Source organism: Streptomyces sp. NPDC048636, from assembly GCF_040650655.1.
Taxonomy (GTDB): domain Bacteria; phylum Actinomycetota; class Actinomycetes; order Streptomycetales; family Streptomycetaceae; genus Streptomyces.
Genome location: NZ_JBEZHR010000002.1, coordinates 120,779 through 134,600, shown reverse-complemented (window position 1 = coordinate 134,600; position 13,822 = coordinate 120,779). Strand labels below are relative to the sequence as shown.

General features: G+C 70.2%; 11 protein-coding genes and 1 pseudogene. 6 read left to right on the top strand and 6 right to left on the bottom strand.

The genetic code is table 11. From position 1 onward, the window contains the following. Positions 1 to 27 precede the first annotated feature (27 nt). From AB0C66_RS06470 to iolC, 6 genes are all read right to left on the bottom strand, one after another. Positions 28 to 489: a hypothetical protein gene (locus AB0C66_RS06470; protein WP_362433677.1), complete on the bottom strand. Its 462-nt coding sequence runs from the start codon at positions 487 to 489 to the stop codon at positions 28 to 30. 178 nt (positions 490 to 667) lie between these two features. Next, on the bottom strand, positions 668 to 2,161 hold the full coding sequence (locus AB0C66_RS06465) for a CoA-acylating methylmalonate-semialdehyde dehydrogenase (protein WP_362433675.1): 1,494 nt from the start codon (positions 2,159 to 2,161) through the stop codon (positions 668 to 670). 25 nt (positions 2,162 to 2,186) lie between these two features. Continuing rightward, positions 2,187 to 4,073: a 3D-(3,5/4)-trihydroxycyclohexane-1,2-dione acylhydrolase (decyclizing) gene (gene iolD, locus AB0C66_RS06460; RefSeq protein WP_362433673.1), complete on the bottom strand. Its 1,887-nt coding sequence runs from the start codon at positions 4,071 to 4,073 to the stop codon at positions 2,187 to 2,189. After that, complete coding sequence (gene iolB, locus AB0C66_RS06455; protein ID WP_362433670.1) at positions 4,070 to 4,987, bottom strand: 5-deoxy-glucuronate isomerase; 918 nt, start codon at positions 4,985 to 4,987, stop codon at positions 4,070 to 4,072. The genes iolD and iolB overlap by 4 nt, the downstream gene beginning before the upstream one ends. Positions 4,988 to 5,039: 52 nt before the next feature. After that, complete coding sequence (locus AB0C66_RS06450) at positions 5,040 to 5,918, bottom strand: deoxyribose-phosphate aldolase (protein ID WP_362433668.1); 879 nt, start codon at positions 5,916 to 5,918, stop codon at positions 5,040 to 5,042. A gap of 175 nt (positions 5,919 to 6,093) precedes the next feature. Beyond that, positions 6,094 to 7,041 carry a 5-dehydro-2-deoxygluconokinase gene (gene iolC, locus AB0C66_RS06445; protein ID WP_362433666.1) on the bottom strand — a complete coding sequence of 316 codons (948 nt, stop codon included), beginning with the start codon at positions 7,039 to 7,041 and terminating at the stop codon, positions 6,094 to 6,096. 281 nt (positions 7,042 to 7,322) lie between these two features. On the opposite strand from iolC, the gene AB0C66_RS06440 reads away from it, so the two are divergent. The 6 genes and pseudogenes from AB0C66_RS06440 to AB0C66_RS06415 all read left to right on the top strand — a co-directional run. Then, positions 7,323 to 8,333 carry a substrate-binding domain-containing protein gene (locus tag AB0C66_RS06440; protein ID WP_362433663.1) on the top strand — a complete coding sequence of 337 codons (1,011 nt, stop codon included), beginning with the start codon at positions 7,323 to 7,325 and terminating at the stop codon, positions 8,331 to 8,333. Positions 8,334 to 8,340: 7 nt separating this feature from the next. Continuing rightward, entirely contained in the window at positions 8,341 to 9,414 is a 1,074-nt protein-coding gene (locus tag AB0C66_RS06435) for an ABC transporter permease (RefSeq protein ID WP_362433661.1), read from the top strand. Between the two features lie 5 nt (positions 9,415 to 9,419). Next, complete coding sequence (locus AB0C66_RS06430) at positions 9,420 to 10,280, top strand: ATP-binding cassette domain-containing protein (protein ID WP_362433659.1); 861 nt, start codon at positions 9,420 to 9,422, stop codon at positions 10,278 to 10,280. Between the two features lie 185 nt (positions 10,281 to 10,465). After that, on the top strand, positions 10,466 to 11,386 hold the full coding sequence (locus tag AB0C66_RS06425; RefSeq protein WP_362433656.1) for a sugar phosphate isomerase/epimerase: 921 nt from the start codon (positions 10,466 to 10,468) through the stop codon (positions 11,384 to 11,386). A 48-nt stretch (positions 11,387 to 11,434) separates the two neighbouring features. Further along, positions 11,435 to 12,454 carry a Gfo/Idh/MocA family oxidoreductase gene (locus AB0C66_RS06420; RefSeq protein WP_362433654.1) on the top strand — a complete coding sequence of 340 codons (1,020 nt, stop codon included), beginning with the start codon at positions 11,435 to 11,437 and terminating at the stop codon, positions 12,452 to 12,454. Positions 12,455 to 12,598: 144 nt separating this feature from the next. Then, positions 12,599 to 13,645: pseudogene (locus AB0C66_RS06415) on the top strand (Gfo/Idh/MocA family oxidoreductase); the annotation flags it as partial. Positions 13,646 to 13,822: the final 177 nt, after the last annotated feature.

Here is a 13,822-nt window from a genome sequence, read left to right as displayed (position 1 = left end):
CGAAACCGCGGGCCCGGCGGGACGCGATCAGCCCTCGGGCGTACCGCAGTCCACGTCGAGCAGCTTCATCGGACGGCTGCCGTCGAGGTCCACATAGGCGGTGAAGGACGAGGTGGTGGCGGGGGAGCCGCGCCAGTGGGTGGTGACCGTGGCCCAGCCGACCCGCGCGGACTGCGCCGTGGTCACCTCGCCGACGTCGATCCGCCGGGGGGTGTTCTGCGCGCACAGCAGCACGTCATAGCCGGGGTTCTGACCGGCCTCCTCCTTCAGCTGGTCCGAGACCAGGTGCTCGCGCTCCCAGGGGCGCGGGCCGTGGTTGCCGTAGAAGCCCTCCAGGAAGTGGTGGATCTCCTCGGCGGTGTAGCGGTTGTTGGGGTCGGTACGGGTCGGGTGCGCGGAGGCGGGAGCGCTCGCGGCGAGGGCGAGCCCGAGGCCGAGCGCGGCCGTGCAGCCGACCCGCACCGCCGAGGAACGAAACACACGAAACATGATGAATCCCCCTGAGTAGGTCGTTGCGCCCATTATTCGGGCGAACACCGAGGAAGACCCGCCAACCCTCCGGATGGTTGTGCGCCGTCCACGCACTCTCCGGTGGCCTGTCCCCTGACGCGCGAACCCCCCGTCGGCCGGGGGCCGACGGGGGGTTCGTCACGGACGCGCGGCGCGCTCAGTGGTTGCTGGGGAAGCCCAGGTTGATACCGCCGTCGCTGGGGTCGGGCCAGCGGGTGGTGACCACCTTGCCGCGGGTGTAGAAGTGCACCCCGTCATTGCCGTAGATGTGGTGGTCGCCGAAGAGCGAGTCCTTCCAGCCGCCGAAGGAGTGGTAGCCCACCGGCACCGGGATCGGCACATTGACGCCGACCATGCCCGCCTCCACCTCGAGCTGGAAGCGGCGCGCGGCGCCGCCGTCCCGGGTGAAGATCGCGGTGCCGTTGCCCCACCGGGAGCTGTTGATCAGCTCGATGGCCTCGTCGTAGGTCTCCGCGCGGACCACGCACAGCACCGGGCCGAAGATCTCGTCGCGGTAGGCGTCGGCGGTGGTCGGCACCTTGTCCAGCAGCGAGACACCGATGAAGAAGCCGTCCTCGTGGCCCTCGACCGTGTAGCCCGTGCCGTCCACGACCACCTCGGCGCCCTGGGCCGCGGCCCCGCGCACATAGGAGGCGACCTTCTCGCGGTGCTCCTTGGTGATGAGCGGGCCCATCTCGGAGGCCGGGTCGTTGCCGGGGCCGATCCGGAGCTTGGCGGCGCGGTCGGCGATCTTCTTCACCAGCTCATCGCCGGTGTCCCCGACCGCGACGACCACCGAGACCGCCATACAGCGCTCACCGGCCGACCCGTAGGCGGCGTTGATGGCGTTGTCCGCGGCGAAGTCCAGGTCGGCGTCGGGCAGCACCAGCATGTGGTTCTTGGCGCCGCCGAGCGCCTGTACCCGCTTGCCGTGCTCCACGGCCTTGGCCTGGATGTACTGGGCGATCGGGGTGGAACCCACGAAGCTGACCGCGGCGATGTCCGGGTGCTCCAGCAGCCGGTCCACGGCCACCTTGTCGCCGTGGACGACGTTGAGCACGCCCTCCGGTACCCCGGCCTCGAAGGCCAGCTCGGCCAGCCGGACCGCGGCGGACGGGTCCTTCTCGCTGGGCTTGAGGACGAAGGTGTTACCGCAGGCGATGGCCACCGGGAACATCCACATCGGCACCATGGCCGGGAAGTTGAACGGGGTGATGCCCGCGACCACACCGAGCGGCTGGCGGATCGAGGAGACATCGACCCCGGTCGACACCTGGGTGGACAGCTCGCCCTTGAGCTTCTCGGCGATCGAGCAGGCCAGCTCCACGATCTCCAGACCGCGGGCCACCTCGCCCAGCGCGTCGGAGTGCACCTTGCCGTGCTCCGCGGTGATCAGCTCGGCCAGCTCATCGCGGTGGGCGACGACCAGCTCACGGAACTTGAACAGGATCGCGGTCCGCTTGGCCAGGGACGTCCCGCCCCAGACGCGGAACGCCTCCTTGGCGGTGGCCACCGCCGCGTCGACCTCGTCCACGGAGGCCAGGGCGACCTGGGTGTCCTGGGCGCCGGTGGCGGGGTTGTAGACCGGACCGAAGCGACCGGTCGCGCCCTCGACGGCCTTGCCGCCGATCCAGTGGTTGACGGTCTTCATGGGTGGGCCTTTCTCTCGAAAAACGTCAGAGGTGGCGGCGGCGGGCGGCGGCCTGCCGGTCGTAGTCCTCGCGGGCCTTCACGGCGGCCGGCCGGGTCGCGGTCTCGGCGACTGGCACATCCCACCATGCCTGCGCCTCGGGCGGGCCGGACACTGTGTCGGCTGTTTCGGTCTCCACATAGACACATGTGGGACGGTCCGAGGCGCGGGCCGCGGCCAGCGCCTCGCGCAGCTCGCCCACGCTCTTGGCGCGCAGCACATCCATACCGAGCGAGGCGGCGTTGGCGGCGAGATCCACCGGCAGCGGATCGCCGGTATAGGTGCCGTCGGCCGCCCGGAAACGGTAGGCGGTGCCGAACCGCTCGGCGCCGATCCCCTCCGAGAGGGCGCCGATGGAGGCGTAGCCGTGGTTCTGGAGCAGGACGACATTGATGTTGATGCCCTCCTGGACCGCGGTGACGATCTCGGTCGGCATCATCAGATACGTCCCGTCGCCCACCAGCGCCCACACCGGGCGGTCGGGGGCGGCCAGCCGTACCCCGATGGCGCCGGGGATCTCGTAGCCCATACAGGAGTAGCCGTACTCCAGGTGGTACTGGCGGGGCGAGCGGGCGCGCCACAGCTTGTGGAGATCGCCGGGGAGCGATCCGGCCGCGTTGACCACCACGTCCTCGTCGCCGACGACCGCGTCCAGCGCGCCCAGCACCTGGGTCTGCGAGGGGCGTGCCCCCTCGTTCCCGGCGGCGAACGCGGCGTCCACCCGGCGCTCCCAGGCGGTCTTGCCGGTGCGGTACTCCGCCTCGTAGGTCTCGTCGACCCGGTGGCCGGACAGTTCGCGGGTGAGCGCCTCGAGACCGGCGCGGGCGTCGGCCACCAGGGTGGTGGCGCCCAGCTTGTGGGCGTCGAACGGGGTGATGTTGAGGTTGACGAAGCGGACCGCGGGCTCGGCGAAGAGGGTCGCGGAGGCGGTGGTGAAGTCGCTGTAGCGGGTGCCGACGCCGATGACCAGGTCGGCGGTGCGGGCGAGATCGTCCGCGACGGCGGTGCCGGTGTGCCCGATCCCGCCGATGTCGGCCGGGTGGTCATGGCGCAGCGAGCCCTTGCCCGCCTGGGTGGAGGCGACCGGGATCCCGGTGGCGTCGGCCAGGGCGCGCAGCGCGTCCTCGGCCTCGCTGTGGTGGACCCCGCCGCCCGCGACGATCAGCGGTCTGCGGGCGGACCGGATCGCCTCGGCGGCGACGGCGAGTTCGGTGGGATCGGCGGCCGGGCGGCGTACCTGCCAGACCCGGTCGGCGAAGAACTCCTCGGGCCAGTCGAAGGCTTCGGCCTGGACGTCCTGCGGCAGGGCGAGGGTGACCGCGCCGGTCTCGGCCGGGTCGGTGAGCACCCGCATGGCCGCCAGGGCGGCCGGGATCAGCGCCTCGGGACGCGTCACCCGGTCGAAGTAGCGGGAGACCGGGCGCAGACAGTCGTTGACCGACACATCACCCGCGGAGGGGAGTTCGAGCTGCTGGAGCACCGGGTCGGCGGGGCGGGTGGCGAAGGTGTCGCCCGGCAGCAGCAGCACCGGCAGCCGGTTGACGGTGGCCAGCGCCGCGCCGGTGACCAGATTGGTGGCGCCGGGGCCGATGGAGGTGGTGACGGCCTGGGCGGCGAGCCGGTTGGACTGCCGGGCGAAGCCCACGGCCGCGTGCACCATGGCCTGTTCATTGCGGCCCTGGAGGTACGGCATCGCCGCCGGGCCGGACTCCAGGAGCGCCTGCCCGATCCCGGCCACATTGCCATGGCCGAAGATGCCCCAGGTGGCGTTGATCAGTCGGTGCCGCCGGCCGTCCCGCTCGGTGTACTGGTGGGCCAGGAACTCCACCAGGGCCTGGGCGACGGTCAGACGGCGCACTGCCGAGGCGTTCATCGGGGGCCTCCATCGGGGGCGTGATCGGGGGCTTCATAGAGCGGGAGCCGGGGGTCGACGGGCTGGTCCGGCCAGGTGGAGCGGATCCAGGCGTGCTCGGGGTGGTCACAGATGAGCCAGGCGCGCTCCGCCTCCGGGCCCGCCATCACATTGAGGTAGTACATGTCATGGCCGGGGGCGGCGATGGACGGGCCGTGCCAGCCGTCCGGGATGAGAACGGCGTCTCCGGAGCGGACCTCGGCCAGCACATCGGTGCCACGGCCGCGGCCGGACGGCGAGACCCGCTGGTAGCCGATGCCCTCGCTGCCATGGGCCTCGGCGATCTCGAAGTAGTAGATCTCCTCGAGCTCGCTCTCCTCACCGGGACGGCACTCGTCGTGCTTGTGCGGCGGGTACGAGGACCAGTTGCCGCCCGGGGTCAGCACCTCGACGGCGATCAGCTTGTCGCATGCGAAAACCCCTGCCGCGCCGAAGTTGTTGACCTGGCGGGAGCAGTTACCGGTGCCGCGCAGTTCGACCGGGACCTCCGAGGCGGGGCCGTAGCGCGCGGGCAGCCGCCGCTCGCAGCGGGCGCCGGTGAGCGCGAAGCGGCCGCCCGCGCCGCTGGCGATCCGCGCGTGCGTGTCGCGCGGCAGATAGACGAAGTCGCTCACTCCGCTGAACACGCTGTCGCGGCCGTGGAGTTCGAAGAGCTCCCCCTCCGTGACCACTGTGCAGCCGCCGCTGAGCGGCAGCACGATCCACTCGCTGTCACCGGTGGCCAGGGAGTGCGAACCGCCGGGCGGCAGCTCGAGCACCCGCAGCGCGGAGTATCCCCATCCGGCCCGCTCGGGGCCGATATCCACCACATAGGGGCCGTCGGCCGCCTCACCGGCCCGCACATGGAAACCGGTCGAAGGCTCGGTGCTGGTCATGACGTCAGTTTCTGCCTTTCCTCCAGGGGCGGGGCCCGTGGTGCGGGACGTGTCAGAGCAGTCCGACGGCGGTGTCCACGGCGGTCTCGACGCTGCCCTCCGCCGGATAGAGCAGCGAACGGCCGACGACGAGGCCCTGGACGGTCGGCAGGCGCAGGGCCTTCCGCCATCGCTCGTACGCCCCCTCCTGGTCCCTTCCCACCTCACCGCCGAGCAGTACCGCCGGAAGGGTGCTGGTCTCCATGACGGCGGCCATCTCATCGGGGTCATCGGTCACCGGCACCTTCAGCCAGGTGTAGGCGGAGGTCCCGGCGAGGCCGGAGGCGATGGCGATCGACTTGGTGACGGCCTCGGCACCCAGATCGTTGCGGACCCGGCCGTCCATGCGCCGGGATATGAACGGTTCGACGAAGACCGGCAGCCGGTGCTCGGCCATCTCGTCGATGGCACGGGCGGTACTGGCCATGGTGGTCAGCGAACCCGCGTCCGCGTAGTCGATCCGCAGCAGCAGCTTGCCCGCGTCGAAGCGGAGGCGGGCGATGTCCCGGGGGCGGTGGCCGGTGAACCGGTCGTCCAGCTCGAAGGTGGCACCGGCCAGGCCGCCGCGGTTCATCGAGCCCATCACGACCTTGCCCTCGAGGGCGCCGAGCAGTAGCAGGTCCTCCAGGATGTCGGCGGTCGCGAGCACCCCGTCGACACCGGGGCGGGACAGCGCCGTACACAGCCGCTCCAGCAGCTCGAACCGGTTGGCCATGGCCAGCTTGTGGTCTCCGACGGCGAGGGCACCGCGTGCCGGGTGGTCGGCGGCCACGATCATCAGCCGGCCGCGGTCGCCGATCAGCGGACGGCGGACCCGGCGGGCGGCCGCCTCGGCGATGGCCTCGGGGTGGCGGCTGCGCACCGTGACGAGGTCGGAGATGCTGATGCTCAAGGGGTGTTTCCCTTCTTTTTTGGGGCTCGGCTCGCCTCCGGGGCGCCGGAGCCGCTGTCGACGGTCGACCGTGCTCGCCCCTTCGGCTCTCTCGCCGGTAGAGCAGCGAACCCAATGGCGCCCACGGGCCGACCGGGGGCACCCGGAGGGTCCGAGGCACCCATCGGCGCCACGGTCAGTCCCCCTTGAGCAGGGCCTCGACCTCGGCCGCCGTCGGCATCGCCGAGGAGCAGGCGAGCCGGGACGCGACGATGGCCCCCGCCACATTGGCGTACCGCATGATCCGTTCCAGGTCCCAGCCGGAGAGCAGGCCGTGGCACAGGGCGCCGCCGAACGCGTCGCCCGCGCCGAGCCCGTTGACCACCTCCACCGGGACGGGCGGGACCTCGGCGGTGGTGCCGTCCCGGTGCACGGCGAGGACGCCCTTGGGCCCCTGTTTGACGACGGCCAGTTCAACTCCGGCCGCCAGCAGCGCCTCCGCGCAGTCGGTGGGTTCGCGGACACCGGTGGCGATCTCGCACTCGTCCACATTGCCGACGGCGACCGTGGCATGGCGCAGTGCCTCGGTGTAGAAGGGGCGGGCGGTGTCCGGGTCGCGCCAGAACATCGGCCGCCAGTCGAGGTCGAAGACGGTGATGCCGCTCCTGGCGCGGGCGGCCAGGGCCGCGAGGGTGCTGGCGCGGCTGGGTTCCTCGCTCAGACCGGTGCCCGTCATCCAGAAGATCCGGGCCGCGCGGACCGCGTCGAGGTCCAGTTCCCCGGGGTGGATCTCCAGATCGGGCGCCTTGGGGCGGCGGTAGAAGTACAGCGGGAAGTCGTCCGGCGGGAAGATCTCGCAGAAGGTGACCGGGGTCGGGTACTCCTCGACCGGGGTGACGAACCGGTCGTCCACCCCGAACGCCCGCAGTTCCTGGTGGATGTAGTCACCGAACGGGTCCGCGCCGGTGCGGCTGATGACCGCGGAGCGGCGGCCGAACCGGGCGGCGGAGACCGCGACGTTGGTCGCCGAGCCGCCGAGGAACTTTCCGAACGACTCGACCTGCGGCAGAGGGACACCGGTCTGGAGCGGATAGAGATCCACTCCGATCCGGCCCATCGTGATCAGGTCGTACGGCTCACTCATGCGTGCCCCTTCGGGAAAAGACGCAGCTCAGGGTGGTGGTGCAGAACACCGGACGACGCCCGGCCCTTTCAGGTCTAGACGTGCTCCGGCCTCCCTGTCAAGAATTTGTCCTTACATTCGGACGTAAAGATGAGGTGGGACTGACAGGCGTTATCGCGTCGTTACGTCCAGATGAAATGTTGTCATGACAAACCCTTGACAGCCGATGGCCGGGAGGAGTTGGCTCCCGTTCTGCAACGGCCGTGTGAACAACGGACCTGGCTTGAGAGGTGCTGGAACAGATGGACCTCAGAATCAACCGACGCCGCGGAGCGGGACTCGCCGCGCTCGCCACCGCAACCGTCCTCCTCGCGGCGGGATGCAGCAGTCAAGGCGGTAAGAAGGCACAGGAAGCCGACGACGACATCGTCGCCGGAAAGGCGAACACCCCCCGGCTCAAGATCGCGATGATCACTCATGCGGCACCGGGCGACACCTTCTGGGACACCGTCCGCAAGGGTGCCAAGGCCGCGGCGGCCAAGGACAACATCGACCTCGTCTACTCCAGCAACCCCAGCGGTGCCGACCAGGCCAGCCTGATCCAGAACGCGATCGACCAGAGGGTCGACGGGATCGCCATCACGCTGGCCAAGCCGGACGCGATGAAGGGTGCGATAGCCAAGGCCAAGAAGGCCGGGATCCCGGTGGTCGCCTTCAACGCCGGGCTGGAGCAGTGGAAGGAGATGGGCCTGCTGGAGTACTTCGGGCAGGACGAGTCCATCGCCGGTGAGGCGTTCGGCAAGCGGCTGAACGAGGTGAAGGCCAAGCACAACATCTGTGTGATCCAGGAACAGGGCCATGTCGCCCTGGAGGCCCGGTGCGCGGGTGTGAAGAAGACCTTCAAGGGCAAGACGGACATCCTCTACGTCAACGGCACCGATATGCCGTCGGTGAAGTCGACCATCGCCGCCAAGCTCAAGCAGGACTCCAGCATCGACCATGTGGTCACCCTCGGCGCCCCGTTCGCGCTGACCGCCGTGCAGTCCGCCGAGGAGGCGGGCGGTAAGGCCAAGGTCGCCACGTTCGACCTCAACAAGGAGCTCGTCGCCGCCGTGAAGAGCGGGGATGTGCAGTTCGCCGTCGACCAGCAGCCCTATCTCCAGGGCTATCTGGCGATCGACTCCATGTGGCTCTACCGGTACAACGGCAACTTCAGCGGCGGTGGCGAGGAGCCGGTGCTGACCGGCCCGGCCTTCGTCAGCAAGGACAACGTGGACACCATCGCGAAGTTCGCACAGAAGGGGACGCGGTGATCCAGCGATGACCCATACCGTCACGCCGGCGGCGGCCACGCCGCCGGCCTCCTCCCCCGCCAGGGAGCCGAAGAGCCGGGCCCCCGAACGCTCGCTGGCCCGGCGGCTGCTGGCCCGGCCGGAGATCGGCGCGCTGGTCGCGGCCATCGGCGTCTATATCTTCTTCTTCGCCGTCGCCCCGACCTTCCGGCAGGCCGACTCCTTCGCCACCGTGCTCTACCAGGCGTCCACCATGGGCATCATGGCGCTCGCCGTCTCCCTGCTCATGATCGGCGGCGAGTTCGACCTGTCGGCCGGTGTCGCCGTCACCTCCTCGGCGCTGGCCGCGTCCATGCTGAGCTTCCAGCTGACCGCCAACGTCTGGGTGGGTGTGGTCGTCGCCCTGCTGGTCTCGCTCGGCGTGGGCCTGATCAACGGACTGCTGCTGATCCGCACCGGACTGCCCAGCTTCCTGGTCACGCTCGCCAGCTTCCTGATGCTCCAGGGCGCCAATCTGGCCATCACCAAGCTGCTGACCGGCAATGTCGCCACCGACACCATCAATGACATGGACGGCTTCGACCAGGCCAAGTCGGTCTTCGCCTCCGAGGTCACCGTCTTCGGCGTCGAGGTGAAGGTGACCGTGCTGTGGTGGCTGGCCTTCGCGGCCATCGCCACCTGGGTGCTGCTGCGCACCAAGTTCGGCAACTGGATCTTCGCGGCGGGCGGTTCGAAGGAGAGCGCCCGGGCGGTCGGCGTCCCGGTGAACCTCACCAAGATCGCTCTCTTTATGACCGTCGGCTTCGCCGCCTGGTTCGTCGGTATGCACCTGCTCTTCGAGTACAACACCGTGCAGGCGGGCGAGGGCGTCGGCAACGAGTTCTACTACATCATCGCGGCGGTGATCGGCGGCTGTCTGCTCACCGGCGGCTACGGCTCGGCGATCGGCGCGGTCCTGGGGGCGTTTATCTTCGGCATGGTCAACCAGGGCATCGTCTACGCCAACTGGAACCCCGACTGGTTCAAGTTCTTCGTGGGCGTGATGCTGCTGCTCGCGACGCTCGTCAATCTGTGGGTGCGCCGTCAGGCCGCCAGGAGGTGATCACCGTGGCATCGAAGGACACCACCAAGACCGGCGGGGCCGATGAGCCGGTCGTCCGGCTCAAGGGCGTCGGCAAGCTCTACGGCACCGTCCGCGCCCTGGAGGGGATCGACCTCGACGTCCGGCCGGGCAAGGTCACCTGCGTCCTCGGCGACAACGGCGCCGGGAAGTCCACCCTCATCAAGATCGTGTCCGGACTGCACCAGCACGACGAGGGCGACTACCTCGTCGACGGTGAACCGGTACGGCTGAACAACCCCCGTGACGCGCTGAACCTCGGCATCGCCACCGTCTACCAGGACCTGGCCACCGTGCCGCTGATGCCGGTGTGGCGGAACTTCTTCCTCGGCTCCGAGCTGACCAAGGGCCCCTGGCCGGTCCGCCGCCTCGATATCGAGCGGATGAAGCGGACCACCGGCGAGGAGCTGTCCGCGATGGGCATCCACCTCGACAACCTGGAACAGCCCATCGGCACCCTCTCCGGCGGCCAGCGGCAGTCCGTGGCCATCGCGCGGGCCGTCCACTTCGGCGCCCGGGTGCTGATCCTGGACGAGCCCACCGCGGCGCTCGGCGTCAAACAGTCCGGTGTGGTGCTCAAGTACATCGCGGCGGCGCGCGAGCGCGGGCTCGGCGTCATCTTCATCACCCACAATCCGCACCACGCCTATATGGTCGGCGATCACTTCGCGGTGCTCCGGCTGGGCGCCCTGGAGCTGAACGCCTCCCGTGAGAACGTCAGCCTCGAGGAGCTGACCAACCATATGGCGGGTGGCGCCGAACTGGCCGCCCTCAAGCACGAGCTGGCGCAGGTCCGCGGGGTCGATGTGGAGGAGCTGCCGGAGGTGGTGAAGACGCCCAGCACCTGAGGCGTCCGCCGCTCCCCCTCTGACATGACGTCCGAATGTCCTGACGAACCCTTGACGACCGCCCGCCCGGACCGTGAAGCTGCCCAAAACAGTACGACGCGGGCACCCATCCCCTCAGCGAGCACAGAAATCCGCACCGCCCCCTTCCCCGGTCGTCGATGACCGGCGAGAGGAGACCCCTCCCCATGACTGCCGCCGCCTCTCCCGTACCCGCCCTGGACCGCATCCGGGTCGGCTCGGCCCCCGACTCATGGGGGGTGTGGTTCCCCGACGACGAGCAGCAGGTCCCCTGGCAGCGCTTCCTCGACGAGGTCGCGGAGGCCGGCTACTCCTGGATCGAACTGGGTCCGTACGGCTATCTGCCGACCGACCCGGCCCGGCTCACCGAGGAGACCTCCCGCCGCGGGCTCACCGTCTCGGCGGGCACCGTCTTCACCTCGCTGCACCGCGGACCCGATGTCTGGGACGCCACCTGGGCGCATGTCTCCCAGGTCGCCGAGCTGACGCAGGCGATGAACGCGAAGCACCTGGTGGTCATCCCCTCCTTCTGGCGGGACGACAAGACCGCCGAGATCATCGAGCCGCGTGAGCTGACCGCCGAGCAGTGGCGCCACCTGTCCACCGGCATGGAGCGGCTCGGCCGTGAGGTGCGGGAGCGCTACGGGCTGGAGATCGTCGTCCACCCGCACGCCGACACCCATATCGACACCGAGGAGAACGTCGCCCGTTTCCTGGACGCGACCGACTCCGGCCTGGTCGGCCTGTGTCTGGACACCGGGCACTACGCCTACTGCGGCGGGGACAGCGTCAAGCTCATCGAGACCTACGGCGAGCGCATCGGCTATCTCCACCTCAAGCAGGTGGACCCGGAGATCCTGGCCGATGTGGTGAAGAACGGGGTGCCGTTCGGCCCGGCCGTCCAGCGCGGGGTGATGTGCGAACCGCCGAACGGGGTGCCCGAGCTGGCACCGGTCCTCGCCGCCGCCCAGAAGCTGGACGTGGACCTGTTCGCCATCGTCGAGCAGGACATGTACCCCTGCCCGCCCGACCAGCCGTTCCCGATCGCCGAGCGCACCCGTCGCTTCCTGCGCTCCTGCGGCGCCTGACGCCCCGCCCCGGCACACCAACACCGGCAGAAAGAGAAGAGACCGCATATGACCCAGCAGGGGACGCTCGGGATCGCCGTCATCGGGACCGGCAAGATGGGCGCCGACCATGTCCGCCGGATCAATGACGTGATCAGCGGCGCGCGGGTGGCCGCCGTGGTCGACGTCGACGAGGCGCGCGCCGCCTCGGTCGCCGACACCGCCGAGGGCTGCCGCGCGTTCACCGACCCGGCCGCCGCGATGGCCGCGCCGGGTGTGGACGCCGTCCTGATCGCCTCGCCCGGACCCGCGCATGAGGACGCGCTGCTGAGCGCGTTCGAGCGGGATCTGCCGGTGCTCTGCGAGAAGCCGCTCACCCCGGATTCGACGTCCGCGCTGCGGGTGTTGGAGGCCGAGCAGAAGCTGGGCCACCGCCGGGTCCAGGTCGGCTTCATGCGCCGCTACGACTCCGAGTTCATGAAGCTCAAGGCGCTGCTGGCCGCCGGCGAGCTGGGCCGTCCGCTGATGCTGCACTGCCGGCACCGCAATGCCTCGGTGCACTCCTACTTCACCACCGAGATGCTGATCAGCGACTCGGTGGTGCATGAGATGGACCAGTCGCGCTGGCTGCTGGAGCAGGAGATCACCACGGTGACGGTGCTCAAGCCGACGCCCAACGCGAACGCGCCCGAGGGGCTCAGCGACCCCCAGTTGGTGATCTTCGAGACCAGCGGTGGCGCCCTCGTCAACGTCGAGATGTTCGCCACCTGCGGCTTCGGCTACCAGGTGCAGACCGAGGCGGTCTGCGAACGCGGCACCGCACGGGTCGGCGACGCCCACGGGATGCTGGTCAACCGCCCCGGCGCCTGGGGCGGCGAGATCGCCCCGGACTTCGTGGCCCGCTTCGAGGAGGCGTACGACCGGGAGGTGCAGGCATGGGTCGACGCCACCCGGCGCGGGGTGGTCGAGGGCCCCAGCACCTGGGACGGCTATGCCGCGGCCGCCGTCTGCGAGGCGGGGCTGCGGGCCCAGAAGACCGGTGAGCGCACGGCCGTGGAGATGATCGAGCGGCCCGCCCTCTACCGCTGACCCGCACCACTGACACCCGCCGCTGACCCGCACTGCTGGCACTCACCGCCGACCGACCGTCACGGCTGACGCACCGGAGGGCCGGCCGCCGCCGCGGCCGGCCCTTCGCCGCACCCGACGCCACTCCACTCACTCAGACGGGAACACATCATGCGCATCGGATTCCTCGGCGCCGGGCGGATCGGCTCCTTCCATGCCGCCGCCCTCGCCGCCACGGACGGGGTCGACGAGCTGCTGATCGGGGACGCCGACAGTGCGCGGGCCGCCGAACTGGCCGTGCGGGTCGGCGGGGAGGCCGGGGTGCCGGTGGCCGCCGCCGCGTCGGTGGACGCGGTCTTCAGCGCCGGGATCGACGCAGTGGTGATCGCCACCGCGACCGCCTCGCACGCCGAGCTGATCACCCGGGCGGCGCGGGCCGGGCTGCCCGCCTACTGCGAGAAGCCCATCGCCCTGGACCTGGCGGGCACCGTCCGGGCGCTGAACGAGGTCGAATCCGCCGGGACCATGCTCCAGATGGGCTTCCAGCGGCGGTTCGACGCCGGATACCGGTCCGCGCGGGAGGCGCTGCGCGAGGGGCGTCTCGGCCGGGTGCACACCATCCGTGCGATCACCTCGGACGCCGCTCCCCCGCCGCCGGAGTTCCTGCCGCACTCCGGTGGGCTGATCCGGGACTGTCTGGTGCATGACTTCGACGCCGTGCGCTGGCTGACCGGGCGTGAGGTGGTGGAGGTGTTCGCGTCCGGATCGGCGGACGGCGCCGCGTTCTTCCGGGAGGCGGGCGATGTGGACACCGCCGCGGCGCTGCTGACGCTGGACGACGGCACGCTGGTGACCGCGACCGCCACCCGCTACAACGGGGCCGGATACGACGTACGGATGGAACTGTCCGGCGAACGCGACCAGTTGGTGGTGGGGCTGGACGGCCGTACGCCGTTCACCTCGGCCGAACCCGGCGGGCCCATCGGTCCCGCCCGGCCCTGGGCGCACTTCCTGGAGCGGTTCGAGGACGCCTACCGGGCGGAGCTGGCCGCCTTCGTCCGGGCCGCCCGGGGCGAGGCCGCCAACCCCTGCTCCGGTGAGCAGGCGCTCTACGCCCTGCTGGTGGCCGAGGCATGTGAGCTGTCCCGGCTGGAGCACCGCCCGGTGCGGCTGGAGGAGATCACCAAACGGATGTCCGAGCTGAGGGCCTGAGCGTCACCCCACTGTCACAGCCGTCACATCTCCACACGTCTTCGTCACAGGTGTTCAACAGCCCCTCACCGGTGATCACTCAGCGTCGTTCACCCGGCACAGGCTGAGAGATCGTCAGCAGGTCCGCCGTGGCTCCCCCGACGGCCCCACCGGGGCCGTGGTCAACGGTGGCTGCGG